We start from the raw sequence: 19,203 nt of genomic DNA, 5'->3' as shown, positions 1-19,203 counted from the left end.
CTATTTAACCCGCCAACTGGCTGACCAGTTGCTCAGAATCAATCACGAAACCAAAGCATTGGCGAACATTGTACAGCGTGGCGTCCATACAATACTGCGGTGAAGTCGTGGCGCAGCAGTCCTCCAGCAGCAGGCAGTCATAGCCGTGAAAATTGGCATCCTGCAGCGTGCACAGCACGCACTGGTCGGCATTTACGCCAGCAAACAACAGCGTCGTAACGTTCAAATTTCGCAAAATACTGTCGAGTTCGGTGTCTTTAAACCCCGACATCCGGTATTTGTTAACCCGAATGTCCTCAGGCCACGGCGCAAGCTCATCAACCACCGCGGCGGCCCAACTGCCAGACTCCAACACTGGCTCACCTGACAGCGGCAGAGGGTCGCCCAATCCCACGCCTTCACCGGTGGGTTTATAAACGTGCAGCAGCGCCGGGCTGAGATTTAATCGATCAGCCCGATTTCCCCAGTTAAGCCAAACCACGGGCATCTCGGCCTCTCGCAGCGCGGGCAGCAAGCGCCGCAGCGGCTCGATAGGTGCGCGGGCGGGCGTGACATCAACCCCGATATGCCCTAGCCAGCCGTCGGGATGGCAAAAGTCATTTTGCATGTCGATAACAATCAGCGCGGTACGGTTGATGTCGAGCTGAATACGGCGTTCGCCATCTTGTGCAACGGCCACCTGCGGCGGCGGCGGCGCATCGCGGACTAAATCAACCTCCTGCGCCGAAACGTGCCAGAGATTGCGTACGCTGGAACCTAGCGGAACCAGAGGAGTTTGCCGCTGAGTCATCGCGCAGAACTCCCCTTCACCCCACTAAGGACGTGCAGGTCCTCTTCATCCAGCTCAACCCGCTCGCCGCTGCGGATCAACTCGGCAAAGCCTTCGTTCGGGGTCATCACCGTCAGGGTATAAAGCTTGCTGCTGCCGGTGTTGCGGACCACGTGTTCGTTGCCAGGATTAAGCAACAACGCCTTCCCCTGGCTTAGCGGCACCTCTTTATCGCCACACAGCGCCACGCCTTCGCCTGCCAGCACATAGAAAAACTCGTGCGCATGTGCGTGCTCATTGGGTGGCGTGGCTCCTCCTACTTTGAAAATTTCGATCACGAAAATGTTTTCAATATCATCCTGATGCTTGTCAAACAGAATCGCGAAATAGTTGGTGTCCGTCGGGCCAATACGGAAGGCCTCGGCAGATTGAGCGTCGGTAGCGCGAAATACGGTGGTCATAGAACTCTCCTAAAATATCCGGGCAGTGGCGATGCCACTGTTATTCCTTGCGGTAAGGCTGGGTCAGCGCGCCCGGCTGTACCGTTTTCCCAACCACGCCGGACATCGCCAGAATGGTCAACACATAAGGCAGCGCCAATAAGACCTGTGCAGGCAGCGCGTTATCAAACAATTGTAGAGAGAGCTGCAGCGCATCGGCTGCGCCAAAGATAAACGCCGCCAACAGCGCCTTAATCGGGCTCCAGCGCCCAAAAATGACAATAGCGAGTGCGATAAACCCTTGTCCGCTGACGATATTGTCGCGAAACAGGCCGATTTGTGCGGTCACTAAATAACCGCCAGCCAGACCGGCACCGAGGCATGAAAGCATCACGCCATAGGTACGTATACGCTGCACGTTAAGGCCCGCCGCGTGCGCCGCGCGCGGATTCTCGCCCACGGCGCGCAAAGACAGGCCAAATCGGGTGTGAAATAGCCCAATTTGCGCCACAAACACCAGCACCAGCGTCAGGTAAAGCGGCCAAGGCTGGTTGAAGAAGATAGGTCCCAGCAGGGGGATCTTGGCTAGGCCTGGCAGAGGTAAGGGATTGAACATCACGATGGTCGGCGAGGTGTTATTGCCAATAACCAGACTATAAACGTAGGTCGCCACGCCGGCGGCCAGAATGTTGAACACAATACCCACCACCACCTGACTGGCCAATGCCCGCAGGTAGAAGAACGCCAGAAATAACCCAACCAGCAAACCGCCTACACCCCCGGCAAAAAAGCCGAGCACGGTAGAGCCGGAATAGACCGCCACCAAATAGCTGGATAACGCGCCCATTAGCACCGTGCCTTCAATCCCGATGTTTAGCACCCCTGAACGCTCGGCATAAATTTCGCCCAGTGCGGCCAGCAATACCGGTCCAGCGAGGCGCACGGCTGCCGCCAGCCAGGTGACAAAAAATGCAATATCGATGTGCGACCACAGGCTCATGATTTGCTCTCCGTGACGGGGTCGATGAGTGCTTGCTCGGTACGAGTAGGCCAGTTAATTCGGTAATAACGCAGAATGTCGCCCGCCAAAATCAGCAGTACCACCAGACTTTCGAGAATAAAAATAACCGACGTTGGCAGACCGCTTTCACGCTGCATCGCGCTGCCGCCCACTTCGAGTCCGCCGTAGAGAATGGCCGTAGGAATAACGATCAGCGGATTGAGTCGTGCCAACAGCGCCACGACTACACCGACGAAGCCAACGCCGCCTGCCAATCCGTCCATCAGTCGATGCTGCACGCCCAACACCGCGCACAGCCCGGCAAGTGCCGCCATACCGCCGCCGAGAAACACCGCCAACATTTGACGCCGTATCACGTTAATCCCGCCGTAGCGCGCCGCCTTAGGATTGAGTCCGCTAACGATAATTTCGTAACCCATCGGCGTTTTACGGATCAGTGCCCAGACAAAAACTGAACATACCAGCGCGATCAGCAACCCCACGTGCGCCCGCGTGCCGGGTAAAATAAAGCCTAACCAGCTTTCCATCGGCAAACGTGGCGTCTGCGGTAAATCGCCCACCGCACGCATCGGACCCGAGACCAAATATTGAATCAGAAAGGCGGCCACATAGTTGGCCATCAGTGATATCAGCACATCGTTACCGCCAAAGCGCACGCGTAAGAATCCGACCATGCCAGCCCACACGCCGCCTGCGGCAAAGGCGGCTATCATTACCACAGGCCAGAACGCCCAGACAGGCAGCATTATTGCCATACCCTGGGGCGTGCCGCCCAATGCCACCCAAGAAGCCGCTGCCGCACCTACCAGAAAGCAGCCTTCAAAACCGATGTAGCCTAGCCCACCGCGCCAGATAACGATGGTGGCTTGAGCAATTAAAATCAGCGGCGTGGCCTGCACCAGCGTCTGAGCAAAACCGCGCAGCGAGCCAAACGCCTCATCAAACAGCGAGGTAAACGCCGCTAACGGATTGGCGCCAAAGGGAATAAACAGCAATCCGGCCAAAATAAAAGCCACCAGCAGGGCCAACAGCGTCGTGCCCGCTAGCGCCAGTGAAGAGTCGGCAGGGATGTGGCGCTTGATGAGCAACGGCTTCATGACGCCTCCCGCGATAAACGGCCACCGGCCATCAGTTCACCCATTTGTTCCACGCTGGCCTCGCACGCATTCAGCACGCCGGCAATTTGCCCTTCATACATCACGGCGATCCTGTCTGATAAATTCATGATTTCTTCTAACTCTGCGGAGATCATCACAATGGCGCAGCCCTGCTGTCGCGCCTCAAGCAGTCCCTGCCACACCGCTTCAACCGCGCCGACGTCAAGACCACGCGTCGGTTGCTCGACCACTAGCACACGTGGTTTGCGCATGACCTCACGGCCAAGGATCAGCTTCTGCAGGTTTCCGCCTGAAAGTTTACCGGCTTCGAATTCGAGATCCGGCGTGATGACGTTAAAATGGTTAACGATAGTCTGGGCTTTTTGCGCGATGGCTTTCGGGCTGAGAAACCAGCCCTTGGCGGCGGTATGCTGGCGCTGCGCCCCCAAAATGGCGTTATCGGCTATCGACATGGCAGTAACCGAGCCTACGCCGCGCCGGTCTGCCGGAATAAATCCCATACCGGCGGCGCGTCGCTGGGCCGGTGAGTGTTCGGAAATATCTTCGCCACTGAGCATGATGCGCCCCGCCTCAATCGGACGCAGATTGAGCAACGCATCGGCGAGTTCGGACTGCCCGTTGCCGTCTACGCCGGCAATGCCCAAAATTTCACCCGCGTGAACTTTTAGCGCCACGCGCCAAATTTTTTGGTTACCCGCCTCGTCACGCATGGCGATGTTATCGATGTGCAGCACTTCTTCGCCCGCCGCCTGCGGCATTTTTTCTATTCGCAGCAGCACGTCACGACCCACCATGCGGCGCGCGAGATCGGTTTCAGAGGTATCACCCACTGCCACGCTCTCGACCATAAGGCCGCTGCGCATGACCGAAACGCTGTCAGCAATGGCCATGATTTCGTAGAGTTTGTGGGTCACAATAACGATTGAACGTCCCTCGGCGCGCAGTGAACTCAGGGTCGCAAACAGCCCCTCTTTTTCACGCGGCGTCAGTACGGCGGTCGGTTCATCAAGAATGAGTACCTTGGCATCACGGTAAAGCAGTTTGAGTATTTCTACCCGCTGCTGTACGCCAATCGGTAAATGGGCCACTTTCGCCCACGGATTAACCGCCAGTCCATGGCGGTCTGAAATCTGCTGTAAACGTTTTGCGGCGGCCTGTAAATCAAGGCGGCCGCTGCGCGTCTCTTTCAATCCGAGAATCACGTTCTCAACCACGGTCATCGGCTGAACCAGCATGAATTCCTGATGCACCATGCCAATGCCTAATGCAATGGCATCGCTCGGACTGCGGATGCTGACCGCCTGACCCTCGACTAAAATTTGCCCTTCGTCTGCCTGATACAGCCCGTACAGAATCTGCATCAATGTGCTTTTACCGGCCCCGTTTTCGCCCAGTAGCGCGATAATTTCACCGGCACCGACTGACATGCTCACATTGTGGTTCGCCGTGACCTTACCAAACCGCTTGGTGATGCCTTTTAGTTCAACAACCGGCACGTTGGCATTAACCATTAACAGGCTAGGTTCAGACAGGGTCATTCACAAATTCCTCAGATTTCACTCAGCTTTCACTCAGGCTTTAATCAGTGTGGCGACGTCGATACTGCCCGCATCAAGCTGGCTCCATACGGCCTGGAATTTTGCCCAAGCGTCGGCGCTGACCAACTTGCTGTTAAAACTCTCTTTGCCATAAAGCGGAAGCCAGGCTTTAGCGACGCTAGGCTGCCACTCTTGTCCGCCGAGAAACGTTTTGTCGCGTACGCTGTGCGCTACGGACTCAACGACCCACGGCAGGTTGGTTTCAAAGCTGGTCGCCACAAAGTCTGGAGCGATATTTTTTTGGTCGGCATAGCAGCCAATCGCTTTCACCTTCGCCGCCGCCGCCCCCTGAATCGCGCCCAGACCGGTCACGTCAGCGGTGTGCCAGATAACGTCGGCACCGTTGCCTATCATGGTGCTGGCAGCTTCACGGCCTTTCGCCGCGTTGTCGTAATCACCGGTCACGATGCCCAAGCCTTTAATGCCTGGGCGCGTTTTTTCGGCACCGGCAATAAAAGCACGCATCATGCCCTGCTGAGTCGGGTTATCACCGCCGCCAACATAGCCGACTGCTTTGCCTTTTTCGGAAATTAACGCCGCCAGCGCACCGGCACCGTAGGCCGCATTCAGGTAGGCAAGATTGACGAACTCCACGTTGGTCGGCGCTTTTTCAGCCGGTTTAAAGGTGGTAGCGAAGAAGTAGGTATCAGGATATTCCGGCGCGATCTGGTCAAATTCAGAGCCGTATTCAAAGCTGTGCCCGATAATCAGGTTGTAGCCGTCGTCGGCATAGCCACGAATAACCTGGTCCATCTGCGCCTGCGCGACACTCTCGCTGCTGGCAACTTTAAAGCCCTGCGCTTTAAGATTTTGCAAACCCTGGTAAGCCAACTGGCTCCAGCCCCCATCAGCCACCGATCCCGGCAGTAACAGAGCAACCTTGATCTCTTTATCCGCCGCAAAGGCATGGCGAGAAAATAACGGTGCTGCAATAGGAATCAACATCATGCTTGCCAAACCTTTGGCAAAATTACGGCGCGATAAACCAGACATACGCTTTACTCCCCCAAGAACAGTGCTTCATTTATGCCGACAAATTCGCTACCTTAAAAGCATTGTTTTTCGCACTATGCGATGCCTTTTTAGCAACACTTGATGAAAATATCGCCATAACCTTTATTCGGAGAAAAATATGCTGCAACACCGACTGCTGATGTATCTCGATCAGGTTGCGCGCGCCGGCTCTATACGCAAAGCCGCGGCGCGCCTGCATATTTCCGCCTCGGCAATCAACCGTCAGATTCTGGCGCTGGAAGACGAACTCGGTACGCCGCTGTTTCAGCGTCTTCCACGCAAGATGGTGCTCACCGCCGCCGGTGAAGTGCTTATCCACCACGTTCGTCAGAGTTTTAAAGAGCTTGAATGGGCGCAGGTGAAAATTGAGGAGCTGAAGGGGCTGCGTCGCGGCGAGGTGACAGTGGCGATGATGAGCGGGCTGGCGGCCAACCTCATCCCGCGCATGGCCAGCGAATTTCGACGCGCCAACCCGCGGGTGAAGCTTATTTTGCGGCAGTTGACCAACGGCGATGAAATCATGGCGGCGGTAGAATCCGGTGAGGCTGACCTGGGGATAGGGTTCGACTTTGACTTGCCTCCCACGCTGCGGGTGCTGTCCAGCGTAACCGGCAGGTTGGGTGCCGTGGTTGCACCGGGACATCCGCTAGCCGACAAGACCAGTCTGCGGATCAGCGACTGTATCGCCTATCCGATTATCATCGCCGACAAAAGCACGGTCATTCGCCCCTACCTCAATGACGTGTTCGCCAAGGCGTTGGTCAGCGCACATCCGGTGATTGAAACCAATTCGATTGAGGTCATGCGCCACGCGGCGATGGTCGATCAGGGACTGACTTTCCTGACCCCGTTCGACATTGAATTTGACCAACGCGCGGGCCGACTCATTTATATTCCGGTCAGAGAGTTGGGGCAGCAAACCCAGCAACTGATGCTGATTGGGCACGACAGAGGCACCAGCGCGATAGGCAGCGTGCTGGCTGAAACGGTAAAGGGCATGATGTCTGAAACCGGTTGAAGGGCCGGCTTGGCTTTGACGTTATTTGTCGTTAAAACGCGTTTTCTGATTGAGCGCACTCAGCGGATACTGTGCTACCTCACCTACCAGCGACACCAGCGCACGCGCCGCACGCTCGACCTGTTCTTCACCTCGGGCCGCATCGGCTGCCGCTGCATTACCGGTCACGCCTGCCGGATGGAGGTCCTGAGCCTGCCAGCCAAAGCCCACGCCGCCTTCCGGGGTCAGAATACCGCCTTTTTCTGCCAGCGCTTCGGCCGCTGACACAAAGTTTTCGGCCCGCTCCATCGCCACCAATTCAGGGTGCAAATGCAGCATTACGCTGGTTTCAGACTCCCCGCCGTGAATGCCGAACTCCAGCTCATTCGCACAATAAAGGTCGCTGCTGTCGATAGTCGCAAACCAGCTAGCGCCCACCGCAAGCATGCCGAGCTCAACGCGAAGCTGGCGACAGACGATGTCCATCAACTGAGGCTGGCCACCGTGGGAGTTCCAAAAAATTATCCGGCGCGCACCGGCCCGCCATGCGCTTTTCGCCACTTCAAACCATACTTTAGCCAACACCTCAAACGGCAGCGTCAAGGTGCCAGGATACTCAAGATGTTCGTCGGACTTGCCTATCGGTAAGGCGGGTAACACCAGCGCTGGCTGGTCGGCGGGTAGTAACGTCACCGCACGCGCGACAATACCGGCGTTAATGGCGGCGTCAACCCGCACTGGCAGATGCGGACCGTGCTGCTCTACCGCGCCAATGGGCAGAATTACCACCACATTTTCCATATCAAGCTGGCTAAACTCCAGCGTGGACAAATCCCACCACCAGCGGGAGGAAGGCATTTTCATCAGAAAATTCTCCAAAATATTGTGCGAGACAACCAGGAATATGTCCCTCCAGTGTAAAGAATAGTGCGTGAGATTAAAGCATCAAAAAGGTGTCACTGCGTTGCGTTAAAGGCATCAATCAGAAGTGCGGTCGGCTAAAAGTTCCGATGAGAAGCTCTATAATTCAGCGCATAGATATGGTAACAATAAGCTTAATTATGCGTATTAGCCTTCCCCAATAGATTCCTGGTGCAGATGCGTTGACTGCAATTTGAAAGATGAAGGGATTACCATGTCAGCTAAACACCCAGTTATAGCCGTAACCGGCTCAAGCGGCGCCGGAACCACCACCACCAGCGTGGCGTTTCGCAAGATATTTCAGCAGCTCGGTCTGCATGCGGCCGAGCTTGAAGGCGACAGCTTCCATCATTTTACTCGTCCAGAAATGGACGCCGCCATTCGTAAAGCGCGCGACCTCGGCCGACACATTAGCTACTTTGGCCCCGAGGCTAATGACTTCTCTCTGCTCGAACAGAGCTTTGTTGAATATGGAAAAACCGGCACGGGACGTTCACGCAAATATTTGCATACTTATGATGAAGCCGTGCCCTACAATCAGGTACCCGGTACCTTTACGCCGTGGCAGGCGCTGCCTGAGCCAACCGACATTCTTTTTTATGAAGGACTGCACGGTGGCGTAGTCACCAACCAGGTCGACGTCGCCAAACAGGTCGATTTATTGGTCGGCGTGGTGCCCATCGTTAACCTTGAGTGGATACAAAAGCTGGTGCGCGACACTGGCGAACGCGGCCACTCGCGTGAAGCGGTGATGGACTCGGTAGTGCGGTCGATGGACGACTATATCAACTATATTACGCCGCAGTTTTCACGCACCCACATCAACTTCCAGCGCGTGCCGACTATCGATACCTCAAACCCGTTTGCCGCCAAGGCCATACCGTCGCTGGATGAAAGCTTTGTGGTCATTCATTTTCAAGGTCTGGACCAGATTGACTTCCCCTATCTGCTGGCAATGCTGCAGGGATCGTTTATTTCGCACATCAATACGTTGGTGGTGCCCGGAGGAAAAATGGGCCTGGCGATGGAGCTTATTATGGGGCCACTGGTGCAGCGGTTGATGGAAGGCAAGAAGATCGAGTAATCAGTCGATATACTTCGCAAAAACGCCGCTAACCTTCACGGTGCGGCGTTTTTCACTTTCTCTATATTAAAACAGCAAACCGGGCTGATTACTCTTGAGCATCAATCACTTCAAAACTGTGGGTAATGGTGGCTGCTTTGCCGAGCATCAGTGAAACCGAGCAATATTTTTCGGCCGACAGGCTCACAGCACGTTCAACCACTTTATCGGTTAAATCTTTGCCGGTGACGATAAAGTGCAGGTTGATGCGGGTAAACAGACGCGGCGCCTCTTCACGACGTTCGGAGGTCAGCTTCACTTCGCAGCCTAGCACCTCGTTGCGACCTTTTTGCAGAATCGACACTACATCAATCGCGCTGCAACCGCCTGCCGACATGAGCAGCATTTCCATCGGGCTCGGGGATTTGTCACCCGCATTGCCGTCCATAATGACCTGATGTCCAGACGAAGATTCTCCGAGAAACGTTAACCCTTCAACCCATTTTACCCGTGCTTGCATTTGCCTTTCTCCGGTAATAATTTTTAAAACAGACTACCCTTAACCCCTGAAACTGGCAATGGAACTCGATCCGCATCATGCTGAAGCGAGACAACACAAGACACGTCCGCAAACCTGTGCTACAAACAAAGCCGAAAGAAACTTTCCAACAAGTTGCGGCTAGGTTTTTTAGGTGTTAACAGGATAACCTTGGTGATAATGGCAAATTACAGCTGAAATCACTCCACCTGCCGCTTGCAGCATTGCTGGTCAGTTCATATGCTAAAAGAGCGCGAAGTAAAAAATCGCCGAACAGGGATTTCAAAGCCCTGTGATTTTGGGCAGCGATAATAAGAGGATAATAGCTAATGGTTCTCGGCAAGCCACAAACAGACCCTACTCTCGAATGGTTCCTGTCTCATTGTCATATACATAAGTATCCATCTAAAAGTACGCTGATTCACCAAGGTGAAAAAGCCGAAACGCTTTACTACATCGTGAAAGGTTCGGTTGCCGTTCTGATTAAAGATGAAGAAGGCAAAGAAATGATACTTTCCTACCTTAACCAAGGTGACTTCATCGGCGAGCTGGGACTCTTCGAAGAAGGACAGGAACGTAGTGCATGGGTTAGAGCCAAAACTGCCTGTGAAGTGGCCGAAATTTCCTACAAGAAGTTTCGCCAGCTCATCCAGGTTAATCCAGACATTCTGATGCGCCTGTCCGCACAGATGGCAAGTCGACTACAGATAACGTCCGAGAAAGTGGGCAACCTTGCCTTCCTCGACGTGACCGGTCGTATTGCACAAACTCTGCTAAATCTGGCTAAACAGCCGGATGCCATGACCCATCCCGATGGCATGCAGATCAAAATTACCCGTCAGGAAATCGGTCAGATAGTCGGCTGTTCACGCGAAACTGTGGGTCGAATTCTTAAAATGCTTGAAGATCAAAGTCTGATTTCAGCCCACGGTAAAACGATTGTCGTTTACGGCACTCGTTAATCGTCTTAAAAACGGCGCAGCAAATAACTGTTGCGCCGTTTTTGTCAGCCTATCTGCACAACAATGAAATGACGCTTTGGCGACGACTCTTTTATCACCCTGAAGTTAACTATGCGCTAAGACAAACGCTGGTTCTCTGCTTGCCCATTGCCTTCGCCATGCTGTTTGGCCAATTGAAGATGGGTCTGCTGTTCGCGTTGGTGCCCGCATGCTGCAACATTTCAGGTCTCGATACCCCACATAAACGCTTTTTCAAACGCCTGTTGGTGGGTGGATCACTGTTCGCCGTCAGCAGTATTTTGCTACAGTTGATGTTGGTTAACTGGCATCTGCCGCTGCCGCTTATCATGCTCGGCCTGACGCTGGTCATCGGCGTGACGGGGGCAATAAGTCCGCTGCATGCGCGTCTTTTACCGGGCGCGCTGGTTGCCGCTATCTTTACGCTCAGCATGGCGGGCGTAGTGCCGATTTGGCATGCGCCACTGCTGTTTGTGGTCGGGACTGCCTGGTACGGGGTGTTTAACTGGCTGTGGTTTCGTCTTTCTGAAGAACAGCCGATGCGCGAAACCCTTAGCCAGCTGTATCTTGAACTCGCCGACTATTTTGAAGCCAAATACAGCCTGCTGACCCAGCATACCGATCCCGATACCGCACTGCCACCGCTGCTGAACAGGCAGCAAAAAGTCATCGACCTGATTGCTCTGCTTTATCAGCAGTTGCACATGCTGCCGACGCACGACCATCAGCATCATAAAAAGTTGTTGAGACGTTTTCAGGTCGCTCTAGACCTTCAGGAGCACATTACGGTGAGTCTGCATCTGCCCACCGAGGTGCAAAAGCTGATGGAGGAGAGTCATGCCGAGGCGGTAATTCGCCGCAATGCTCAGGTGATTGCTGCCCGCCTGCGGGTGATTGCCAACGATATTCTTTACCACCGCCGTTCCGAGCGTTTCACCATGGCCAATGAGCTGGCGGCGCTGGAAAAAATATCTTCGCGCTACCGTGACAACCCGGTCGGCCAGTTTTGCTATTACCACTTCAGTCGCATTGCGAGACTGCTGCGTACTCAGCGCCCACTCTATCGCCGTGACCTGATGCAAACCCAGGCCCGCCTGCCGTTCTGGGCGGCGTTGAAAAGCTATTTGTCATTCAAGTCGGCCGCACTGCGCAATGCGGGGCGTCTGGGGGTTATTCTGGCCATCGGCAGCAGTTTGGGGCTATTTTTTAATTTACCCAAACCCTATTGGATCCTGCTGACGACCCTGCTGGTCAGCCAAAACGGCTATAACGCCACCCGCGTGCGCATTCAGCATCGTGCATTAGGCACGCTGATTGGGCTTATCATCGCCGCAGGACTGCTGCAACTTGCTCTGCCGCAAAATCTGCAATTATTTTTCATGCTATTGATTACATTGATTTCTTACACAGTGCTGCGCAAAAACTACGGATTGGGGATGATTGGGCTGACGGTAACAGCGGTTTATACCCTGCAAATTTTAGGATTAAACGGCGCTAACTTCCTGCTGCCACGGCTGCTGGATACGCTGATTGGCTGTGCCCTAGCGTTTGGCGGTACGATCTGGCTTTGGCCCCAATGGCAGAGCGGCCTGCTGCGTACCAATGCCTATCAGGCGCTGGAGGCCGATCAGGCGGCAGTGCGTTTAGTGCTGGCGGAGGACCCCGATCCTGCGCAGCTGGCTTATGCGCGCATGAAGGTGAATCAGGCGCACAATCAGCTGTTTACGTCGCTCAATCAGGCAATGCAGGAGCCAGGATTCAATTCACGCTATTTAAACGATATGCGTCTCTGGGTGATGCACAGCCAGTTTATTGTCGACCATATTAATGGAATGACGATTTTGGCTCGCGAGCACTACATGCTGACGCCCAAATTGGCGATGCAGTATTTGCAAACCTGCGAGATTGCGCTGCAAAGCTGTCAGCAGCGCCTGACCTACGACGGTCCGAGCAGTGAAACCAAGCTGTTTAACGCTCCGGAGCTGCATCCTGACATGCCGATTACCGAAATGGAGCGGCATCTGCGCCGTATGCTGGCGCACCTGAGCGCGATGCACACCATTTCTTCACTGGCGTGGAAGCAGAGGCCGCATCACGGAATTTGGCTAACGCGAAGAGTGAAGGAATAGCGTCTTGAACCCCTCCCCGCGTTTTTGGGGAGGGCTAGGGACGGGCCAGGCTTTAGTAAGCGTCTGTTAACCTACCAGTTTCTGCGCCGCTTTCTCGAAACGGGCCATGCCCTCGCTAATATCGGCGAAATCAATCACCAGTGACGGGGCTAAACGCACCACGTTAGGCCCAGCAACCAGAATCATCAAACCAAACTCGGCGGCGGCAGTCAGCAGCTCCCCGGCGCGGTTTTTGTATTTCTCCGACATTTCTGCGCCAATCAGTAGGCCTTGACCGCGGAATTCTTTGAACACGTGATACTTCTCGTTAATCGCTTCCAGCGCCTGAATAAAGGCGGTGCGGCGCTCTTCAATACCGGCCAAGACTTCCGGAGAATTAATAATGTCGAGCGCCGCTTCAGCCACGGCGCAGGCCAGCGGATTGCCGCCGTAGGTGGTGCCGTGTTTGCCCGGTGCCATCACAGAGGCCACTTCTTCGGTGGTAATCATTGCACTCACCGGGAAACCGCCGCCCAGCGCCTTGGCCGTGGACAGAATATCTGGCGTCACGCCGTAGTGCATATAGCTGAACAACTTGCCGCTGCGGCCCATGCCGCTTTGTACTTCATCAAACACCAGCAGCGCCTTGTGCTCGTCGCACAGGTCACGCAGGCCCTGCAGAAATTCCTGAGTCGCGGGTGTGACACCGCCCTCTCCCTGAATCGGCTCAACTACGATAGCGCAGGTGTGATCGTCGATGACGGCTTTCACAGCGTCCAGACAGTTAAAAGGCACGTGAACGATGTCGGCGGGTTTAGGGCCAAAACCGTCGGAGTATTTTGGCTGTCCGCCAACGGAAACCGTGAACAGCGTGCGACCGTGGAAAGCATTATGGAAGGCAATGATTTTGCTTTTGTACGGGCTATGCTTGGCTGAAGCGTAATAACGCGCCAGTTTGAATGCCGCTTCGTTAGCTTCTGCACCCGAATTGGCAAAAAATACGCGATCGGCAAAGGTCGCATCGATCAGTTTTTGCGCCAGGCGCAGCGCGGGTTCATTAGTAAAGACGTTGCTTACGTGCCACAGCGTTTCGCCCTGCTCGTGCAATGCTTTAACCAGCGCCGGATGGCAATGACCCAGCGCCGTTACTGCAATACCACCGGCAAAGTCGACATACTCGGTGCCCTGTTGATCCCAGACGCGACTGCCTTTACCTTTGACCGGAATAAACTTGGCCGGTGAATAAACAGGCAAAATCACCCGATCAAATGCATCACGACCTACCGCCGTTTTTTCTGTCATTGCCCTTATCTCCATTGCACTTTCGCTGGTAACAGGAATTCACACCCAAAAAGAATGTGAAAATATAATCATAAAATATGCATAAAAAATCACTCACAGGCAAATATAAATTACCGTTCTTGCGCAAGTAATTTTTAATGCTCTAAATTTTAAGGAAATTATCGAGCAGCTGATGCCCTTGCTCGCTGAGAATGCTTTCAGGATGGAACTGCACGCCATGCAGCGGCAGGGTTTTGTGGGCGATCCCCATTATTTCACCTGGGTCATCGGCACTGCCGGTCCACGCGGTGAGGCTAAAACAGGCGGGCAGCGTCTCGGGCTTCACCACCAAAGAATGGTAGCGCGTGACGGTTAACGGGTGATTAAGGCCAGCAAACACGCCGGTTCCGTTGTGTTCTATCTGCGACGTTTTGCCGTGCATCACCTGCCGCGCACGCACCACCTCGGCACCAAAACTTTGCGCCATAGCCTGATGCCCAAGGCAAACCCCTAGAATAGGCAGCGCATCGGCAAAATGGGCTATCGCGCTGAGGGAAATTCCGGCCTCGTTCGGCGTGCAAGGCCCGGGGGAGATAACCAGATGTGTCGGGCTGAGACGGGTGATATCGGCAAGTTGCAGCTCATCGTTACGCTTTACCAGCACGTCTGCGCCTAACTCGCAAAAGTACTGGTAAAGGTTATAGGTAAAAGAGTCATAATTATCGATAAGCAGCAGCATGGTTTTCCGGTTCAACAAAGTCGGGGGAATTAACCGCGCCATTCTACCTATTTTCGACAACGACCCGCAGAACTTTCCCACACTTGCCTGACCTTCGGCTAAGCATCGCTGACGATCGTTTTAAAAACCTGGCTTAAGGGCAGTTCGTCACCAAAAGCCGCCGCCTTATTGGCATCAGTCCAGCGTTGCGTATCCACCTGACTCCAGTCAATGCCATAGCCTGCATGGGTCAGCAGCTGTTCAAAGAAAATTCGCTGCGCTCGACCGCTGCCATAGCGAAAAGGATGCAGGAGATTGATTTCACTGTAATAGTGAGCGATGCGTTCGCAGAGTGGGTCCTGAGTGAGTCCGACCAAATAGTCTTCATTCTCAAGCGCCTGCATTAGGCTGTTTCCTTCGCGCTCAATGTAGGCGAAGTGGCAGAAAGGCGTATCGTCTTTAGCAATGTCGATTTCACGCAGTTTGCCGGCCCAGTCATAAATGTCCTGAAAAAGGGCGTAATGGATGGCACAAAGGTGCGGAAGTCCCATATTGGGCGGCCCCAGATCAATCATGGCGGCCCGTAGCGGGGTTAACTCAAGTTCAGCCTGCAGAAGGCGGTGCGACTCGTGAATTTCGAGCCTGTTTCTCAGAACGTTGATCCCTTTATAGAGATAAGGATCATCACCGGCTATCAGCTTATCGCTCATAGTGTCCCCTTAATGCCTCAATTCTTGCAAAGATCTGCTCATCCGCTAGCTCAACCAACGCGGTTTTCAGGCCGTCCAGCGCCGCACTGCTTTGAAAGTTGTGATTTCTGCGTTTCCGGTAAAACTGTTCTTTCTGTTTTTCTGTCATTTTTGTCGCCATACCTTCCTCACTTGACTAAAGACAGTGGAGTTTACGTATAGAACATCAGCGTTTTCTGCCGCCCATGATTGAGCCGAGCACGCCGCGTATAATCTCGCGCCCTATCCCTCGCGCCATGCTCTTTGCCGCTGTTTGCACCATGCCGTCGTGCTTGCCACCGCGCGGGCCGGTAGTGCCAAACAGTAAATCGTTGAGTCCGTTCATGATTCCGCCACCGGTCGATTTTTCGGCTGCAGGATTTTTGGCATCGACATTATCCGCCGTGGTTCCCACCGTATTGAATCCCTGAACGCTCAGTTTTTCATAAGCGGATTCACGGTCGATGGCGTCTTCATAGCGACCATAAAGCGGCGATTTGTTGATGGCCTTATTCATACCCTCTTCGCCAAGCGGACCCATTTTTGACTCAGGCGCTATGACCATCGCCCGTTCAACGATTTCCGGCCGTCCTTTTTCATCAAGAAACGACACCAGCGCCTCACCGACGCCGAGTTCGGTAATCGCCGTTTCTACGTCAAACGCCGGATTGGCCCGCAGCGTTTGCGCCGCGGCTCGCACCGCTTTTTGGTCACGCGGCGTAAACGCGCGTAGCGCGTGCTGAACGCGATTACCCAACTGCCCCAGCACCGAGTCGGGGATATCCAACGGATTTTGCGTTACGAAGTAGATGCCCACGCCCTTAGAGCGGATCAGTCGCACCACTTGTTCAATTTTGGTTAATAACGCAGCGGGCGCCTCGTTAAACAGCAAATGAGCCTCATCGAAGAAGAAGACCAGTTTCGGCTGCTCCGGGTCACCCACCTCGGGCAAATGCTCAAAAAGTTCCGCCAGCAGCCACAGCAGGAATACCGAATAGAGTTTTGGCTGATTGATAAGTTTCTCCGCCGCCAGCAGGTTGATGATGCCCTGCCCGTTGGCGTCGGTTTTCATCAAGTCTTGGATATCCAGCATCGGCTCGCCGAAGAACTGGTTGGCACCCTGGCTCTCAAGGGTCAGCAGGCCACGCTGAATAGCACCAATCGAGGCCGGAGAAATATTGCCGTACTGGGTTTGAAACTGTTTGGCGTTGTCTCCCACGTACTGCAACATGGCGCGCAGGTCCTTCATGTCGAGCAACAGCAGGCTGTTGTCGTCGGCAATTTTAAAGACCAGTTGCAAAACGCCGTTTTGTACCTCGTTGAGGTCGAGCAGGCGGCCTAGCAGCAGGGGACCTAAATCAGAGAGGGTGGCGCGAACGGGATGCCCTTTTTCGCCAAAAATATCCCAAGGGATGATAGTGCAAGCCGCGGGCTGCCAGTCGGTGACGCCAATCGCTGCCAGACGGGCATTAAGTTTTTCGGAGGCCACGCCTTCGGTGCCCATCCCCGATAAATCGCCTTTAACGTCTGCTAAAAAAACCGGCACGCCAAGGCGGGAAAACTGCTCGGCCATTTTTTGTAACGTGACCGTCTTGCCGGTGCCTGTTGCACCGGTTATCAAACCGTGGCGGTTAGCCAAAGCAGGGAGAATAGCCAAGTCCTGAGCCGGTTTTCCGGCATGCATTGCTTTTGCAATAACACGAGGTTCACTCATCTTCTCTCCTTGCACGGCTGCCCTGAGGATAGCGCGGGCAGCCTGGGTTTAGGCTTTAGAAAGGTTATGGCAGAACTTTAGCAGACAGGATCACAATCGGCGTAGTTGGCACGTTTTGATAAGGCCCCACGTTGTCAGTTTTTACCGATGAAATTTTATCAACTACGTCCATACCCTTGATAACTTTACCAAACACCGCATAACCGAAATCGGTTTGGCCGTGATCGAGGAAGGCGTTATCGGCCACGTTCAGGAAGAACTGGCTGGTTGCGCTGTCTTTGTCCGAGGTGCGCGCCATAGAGATGGTGCCACGCAGGTTACGCAAACCGTTATCCGCCTCGTTTTTGATCGGCGGGTTGGTACTTTTTTGCTGCATGTTGGCGGTGAAACCTCCGCCCTGAACCATAAAGCCCGGGATCACGCGATGGAAGATGGTGTTGTTATAAAAACCAGCCTGCACGTAATCCACAAAATTCTTGACGGAAACCGGCGCCTTCGCATTGTCGAGTTCAAGCTCGACGTTCCCCGCTGAAGTGGTCAGCAAGACATGGGTGTCCGCAACCTTGGCTGCAAATGCCGCCGGGGCCATTGCGGTGAGGGAAAGCAAAGCTGTGAAGGTCACTAAAGTACGTTTAAACATGACGGTTCCTTTCTCCAATAGGCAAGCCACAAAACGCATTGATTCTAAAGACCCACACCCCTTCGCGCCAGCCCTTTACCGTTATTTACGCAATGTGAGAGCTTACCGTTAAATCAGCGAGTAAAATCAACGGGTTCATCGGTCTTAAGATGGATGAGTGTCTCTGCCGGACGGGTCTGCGCAATCACCTTTCCCTGACGAATAGAATAGCGCACCGGTACCTGACGTCGAATCGCATCAAAGCCATTCTCTGCTGGGAGAATAATCAGATTGGCGGCGTGGCCTTGAGTAATCCCATAATTCTGCAGATTAAGAGTTTTAGCGCTGTAGGTCGTGATCAGTTTCAGCCCGTCGTTAATTTGTTCGTATCCCATTAGCTGGCAAACGTGCAGCCCCATTTGTAGCACTTGCAGCATATTGGCGGTGCCCATCGGATACCATGGGTCAAAGACGTCATCATGGCCAAAACAGACGTTAATTCCGGCCTCAAGCATCTCCTTCACGCGCGTAATGCCGCGGCGCTTGGGATAGGTGTCGAACCGGCCCTGTAGATGAATATTCACCAGCGGATTCGCGACAAAATTGATGCCTGAAAGTTTTAACAGCCTGAAAAGTCTTGAGGTATAAGCACCGTTGTAAGAGTGCATCGCCGTAGTGTGGCTGGCGGTAACCCGCGCGCCCATGTTTTCGCGGTGGGCCAAAGCCGCAACCGTTTCGACAAAACGTGACTGCTCGTCATCGATTTCATCACAGTGCACGTCAACCATACGGTGGTATTTCTGCGCCAGGGCAAAGGTTTTATGCAGCGATTCTACGCCGTATTCGCGGGTAAATTCAAAGTGCGGGATCGCGCCCACAACGTCAGCCCCAAGCCTGAGCGCCTCTTCCAGCAGGGCTTCGCCATTGGGATAAGACATAATCCCCTCCTGCGGGAAGGCGACGATTTGCAAGTCTATCCACGGCGCAACTTCCTGCTTCACCTCAAGCATGGCCTTTAGCGCCGTTAACGTCGGGTCGGAAACATCAACGTGGGTACGCACGTGCTGAATGCCGTTGGCGATTTGCCATTTCAGGGTGATCCACGCGCGCTGCTTCACGTCTTCATGGGTCAGCAGCGCCTTGCGCTCGGCCCAACGTTCAATACCTTCAAACAGTGTACCGGAGATGTTCCACGACGGTTCACCGGCGGTTTGCGTGGTGTCGAGATGAATATGCGGCTCAATAAAAGGCGGCAGCGCCATGCCTCCCTGTGCATCGAGAACGTCGTCACCTACCACGTCAACCTGCGGCTGACTGATTATCTGACGGATCTTTCCCTGTTCAATATCAATCTGCCATAGCCCCTGACAATCGGGCAGGCGTACGTTCTTAATGGCCCGCAGGCTGTTTTGCGTCACCGTTACCTCTCTGGCTGCGTGTTATTTTTTTATCTTACTTAAAACAATAGCCGATACCGCCACATACGAAAGAACTCCATCAATTAATCGTATGTAATTTCAACAAACAATCCGAATACTACCTAGGAGGTAGATTAATATCGCGGTTGATTTGCATC

The 19,203-nt window shown here is 53.9% G+C and carries 19 protein-coding genes; 4 read left to right on the top strand and 15 right to left on the bottom strand.

Annotated features, from left to right (window positions below; all coding sequences use genetic code 11):
* Positions 1 to 4: 4 nt before the first annotated feature.
* The 6 genes from BS639_RS07390 to BS639_RS07365 are packed head-to-tail and all read right to left on the bottom strand — an operon-like array spanning position 5 to position 5,939.
* A complete protein-coding gene (locus tag BS639_RS07390) occupies positions 5 to 790 on the bottom strand; it encodes a cysteine hydrolase family protein (RefSeq protein WP_084982708.1) in 786 nt (261 codons plus the stop codon).
* Entirely contained in the window at positions 787 to 1,230 is a 444-nt protein-coding gene (locus tag BS639_RS07385; protein ID WP_084982706.1) for a cupin domain-containing protein, read from the bottom strand. Before BS639_RS07385 ends, BS639_RS07390 begins: the two co-directional genes overlap by 4 nt.
* 40 nt (positions 1,231 to 1,270) lie before the next feature.
* The gene (locus tag BS639_RS07380; RefSeq protein ID WP_055776193.1) at positions 1,271 to 2,209 is read right to left on the bottom strand and encodes an ABC transporter permease; all 939 of its coding nucleotides are present in this window, start codon (positions 2,207 to 2,209) and stop codon (positions 1,271 to 1,273) included.
* A complete protein-coding gene (locus tag BS639_RS07375; RefSeq protein WP_084982705.1) occupies positions 2,206 to 3,327 on the bottom strand; it encodes an ABC transporter permease in 1,122 nt (373 codons plus the stop codon). The genes BS639_RS07380 and BS639_RS07375 overlap by 4 nt, the downstream gene beginning before the upstream one ends.
* Positions 3,324 to 4,886 carry an ABC transporter ATP-binding protein gene (locus BS639_RS07370; RefSeq protein WP_228779686.1) on the bottom strand — a complete coding sequence of 521 codons (1,563 nt, stop codon included), beginning with the start codon at positions 4,884 to 4,886 and terminating at the stop codon, positions 3,324 to 3,326. Before BS639_RS07370 ends, BS639_RS07375 begins: the two co-directional genes overlap by 4 nt.
* A gap of 33 nt (positions 4,887 to 4,919) precedes the next feature.
* A complete protein-coding gene (locus BS639_RS07365) occupies positions 4,920 to 5,939 on the bottom strand; it encodes a BMP family protein (RefSeq protein ID WP_084982704.1) in 1,020 nt (339 codons plus the stop codon).
* Between the two features lie 139 nt (positions 5,940 to 6,078).
* On the opposite strand from BS639_RS07365, the gene BS639_RS07360 reads away from it, so the two are divergent.
* Entirely contained in the window at positions 6,079 to 6,978 is a 900-nt protein-coding gene (locus tag BS639_RS07360) for a LysR family transcriptional regulator (protein ID WP_055776180.1), read from the top strand.
* Between the two features lie 21 nt (positions 6,979 to 6,999).
* Here the strand turns inward: BS639_RS07360 and BS639_RS07355 are convergent, their stop codons facing one another.
* Positions 7,000 to 7,821 (bottom strand): creatininase family protein, encoded by an 822-nt coding sequence (locus tag BS639_RS07355; protein WP_084982703.1) that lies wholly within the window; start codon positions 7,819 to 7,821, stop codon positions 7,000 to 7,002.
* Between the two features lie 271 nt (positions 7,822 to 8,092).
* Here BS639_RS07355 and BS639_RS07350 point away from each other — a divergent pair, with 271 nt between their 5' ends.
* A complete protein-coding gene (locus tag BS639_RS07350) occupies positions 8,093 to 8,962 on the top strand; it encodes a phosphoribulokinase (protein ID WP_055776174.1) in 870 nt (289 codons plus the stop codon).
* 88 nt (positions 8,963 to 9,050) lie between these two features.
* On the opposite strand, the gene BS639_RS07345 is transcribed toward BS639_RS07350, so the two are convergent.
* Positions 9,051 to 9,461, bottom strand: a complete 411-nt coding sequence (locus BS639_RS07345) for an OsmC family protein (protein WP_055776171.1) — start codon at positions 9,459 to 9,461, stop codon at positions 9,051 to 9,053.
* Between the two features lie 347 nt (positions 9,462 to 9,808).
* On the opposite strand from BS639_RS07345, the gene crp reads away from it, so the two are divergent.
* Together crp and BS639_RS07335 are read left to right on the top strand one after the other, a co-directional pair.
* The gene (gene crp, locus BS639_RS07340) at positions 9,809 to 10,441 is read left to right on the top strand and encodes a cAMP-activated global transcriptional regulator CRP (protein WP_009638999.1); all 633 of its coding nucleotides are present in this window, start codon (positions 9,809 to 9,811) and stop codon (positions 10,439 to 10,441) included.
* A 68-nt stretch (positions 10,442 to 10,509) separates the two neighbouring features.
* Positions 10,510 to 12,588, top strand: a complete 2,079-nt coding sequence (locus BS639_RS07335; RefSeq protein ID WP_084982702.1) for a YccS/YhfK family putative transporter — start codon at positions 10,510 to 10,512, stop codon at positions 12,586 to 12,588.
* A gap of 66 nt (positions 12,589 to 12,654) precedes the next feature.
* On the opposite strand, the gene argD is transcribed toward BS639_RS07335, so the two are convergent.
* The 7 genes from argD to BS639_RS07300 all read right to left on the bottom strand — a co-directional run bounded on the left by argD (position 12,655) and on the right by BS639_RS07300 (position 19,045).
* The gene (gene argD, locus BS639_RS07330) at positions 12,655 to 13,869 is read right to left on the bottom strand and encodes a bifunctional acetylornithine/succinyldiaminopimelate transaminase (protein WP_084982701.1); all 1,215 of its coding nucleotides are present in this window, start codon (positions 13,867 to 13,869) and stop codon (positions 12,655 to 12,657) included.
* Between the two features lie 142 nt (positions 13,870 to 14,011).
* Positions 14,012 to 14,587, bottom strand: a complete 576-nt coding sequence (locus BS639_RS07325) for an aminodeoxychorismate synthase component II (RefSeq protein ID WP_084982700.1) — start codon at positions 14,585 to 14,587, stop codon at positions 14,012 to 14,014.
* A 98-nt stretch (positions 14,588 to 14,685) separates the two neighbouring features.
* A complete protein-coding gene (locus tag BS639_RS07320; RefSeq protein WP_084982698.1) occupies positions 14,686 to 15,276 on the bottom strand; it encodes a putative adenosine monophosphate-protein transferase Fic in 591 nt (196 codons plus the stop codon).
* The gene (locus BS639_RS07315) at positions 15,266 to 15,436 is read right to left on the bottom strand and encodes a YhfG family protein (RefSeq protein WP_084982697.1); all 171 of its coding nucleotides are present in this window, start codon (positions 15,434 to 15,436) and stop codon (positions 15,266 to 15,268) included. Before BS639_RS07315 ends, BS639_RS07320 begins: the two co-directional genes overlap by 11 nt.
* A 45-nt stretch (positions 15,437 to 15,481) precedes the next feature.
* Positions 15,482 to 17,008 carry a helicase HerA-like domain-containing protein gene (locus BS639_RS07310; protein ID WP_084982696.1) on the bottom strand — a complete coding sequence of 509 codons (1,527 nt, stop codon included), beginning with the start codon at positions 17,006 to 17,008 and terminating at the stop codon, positions 15,482 to 15,484.
* A 64-nt stretch (positions 17,009 to 17,072) separates the two neighbouring features.
* A complete protein-coding gene (ppiA, locus tag BS639_RS07305) occupies positions 17,073 to 17,648 on the bottom strand; it encodes a peptidylprolyl isomerase A (RefSeq protein WP_055776153.1) in 576 nt (191 codons plus the stop codon).
* A 113-nt stretch (positions 17,649 to 17,761) separates the two neighbouring features.
* Positions 17,762 to 19,045: a cytosine deaminase gene (locus BS639_RS07300; protein ID WP_055776151.1), complete on the bottom strand. Its 1,284-nt coding sequence runs from the start codon at positions 19,043 to 19,045 to the stop codon at positions 17,762 to 17,764.
* Positions 19,046 to 19,203: the final 158 nt, after the last annotated feature.

It is taken from the genome of Rouxiella silvae (assembly GCF_002093625.1).
In the GTDB taxonomy this organism is placed as follows: domain Bacteria; phylum Pseudomonadota; class Gammaproteobacteria; order Enterobacterales; family Enterobacteriaceae; genus Rouxiella; species Rouxiella silvae.
This window is presented reverse-complemented; position numbering and strand designations above follow the sequence as displayed.

Coding starts and splice junctions, on each gene's coding strand:
- BS639_RS07375 (WP_084982705.1), bottom strand. CDS start 3,327: ATGAAGCCGTTGCTCATCAAGCGCCACATCCCTGCCGACTCTTCACTG.
- BS639_RS07360 (WP_055776180.1), top strand. CDS start 6,079: ATGCTGCAACACCGACTGCTGATGTATCTCGATCAGGTTGCGCGCGCC.
- BS639_RS07310 (WP_084982696.1), bottom strand. CDS start 17,008: ATGAGTGAACCTCGTGTTATTGCAAAAGCAATGCATGCCGGAAAACCG.
- BS639_RS07390 (WP_084982708.1), bottom strand. CDS start 790: ATGACTCAGCGGCAAACTCCTCTGGTTCCGCTAGGTTCCAGCGTACGC.
- BS639_RS07345 (WP_055776171.1), bottom strand. CDS start 9,461: ATGCAAGCACGGGTAAAATGGGTTGAAGGGTTAACGTTTCTCGGAGAA.
- BS639_RS07320 (WP_084982698.1), bottom strand. CDS start 15,276: ATGAGCGATAAGCTGATAGCCGGTGATGATCCTTATCTCTATAAAGGG.
- BS639_RS07335 (WP_084982702.1), top strand. CDS start 10,510: ATGACGCTTTGGCGACGACTCTTTTATCACCCTGAAGTTAACTATGCG.
- ppiA (WP_055776153.1), bottom strand. CDS start 17,648: ATGTTTAAACGTACTTTAGTGACCTTCACAGCTTTGCTTTCCCTCACC.
- argD (WP_084982701.1), bottom strand. CDS start 13,869: ATGACAGAAAAAACGGCGGTAGGTCGTGATGCATTTGATCGGGTGATT.
- BS639_RS07325 (WP_084982700.1), bottom strand. CDS start 14,587: ATGCTGCTGCTTATCGATAATTATGACTCTTTTACCTATAACCTTTAC.
- BS639_RS07355 (WP_084982703.1), bottom strand. CDS start 7,821: ATGAAAATGCCTTCCTCCCGCTGGTGGTGGGATTTGTCCACGCTGGAG.
- BS639_RS07370 (WP_228779686.1), bottom strand. CDS start 4,886: ATGACCCTGTCTGAACCTAGCCTGTTAATGGTTAATGCCAACGTGCCG.
- BS639_RS07365 (WP_084982704.1), bottom strand. CDS start 5,939: ATGTCTGGTTTATCGCGCCGTAATTTTGCCAAAGGTTTGGCAAGCATG.
- BS639_RS07380 (WP_055776193.1), bottom strand. CDS start 2,209: ATGAGCCTGTGGTCGCACATCGATATTGCATTTTTTGTCACCTGGCTG.
- crp (WP_009638999.1), top strand. CDS start 9,809: ATGGTTCTCGGCAAGCCACAAACAGACCCTACTCTCGAATGGTTCCTG.
- BS639_RS07350 (WP_055776174.1), top strand. CDS start 8,093: ATGTCAGCTAAACACCCAGTTATAGCCGTAACCGGCTCAAGCGGCGCC.
- BS639_RS07385 (WP_084982706.1), bottom strand. CDS start 1,230: ATGACCACCGTATTTCGCGCTACCGACGCTCAATCTGCCGAGGCCTTC.
- BS639_RS07315 (WP_084982697.1), bottom strand. CDS start 15,436: ATGGCGACAAAAATGACAGAAAAACAGAAAGAACAGTTTTACCGGAAA.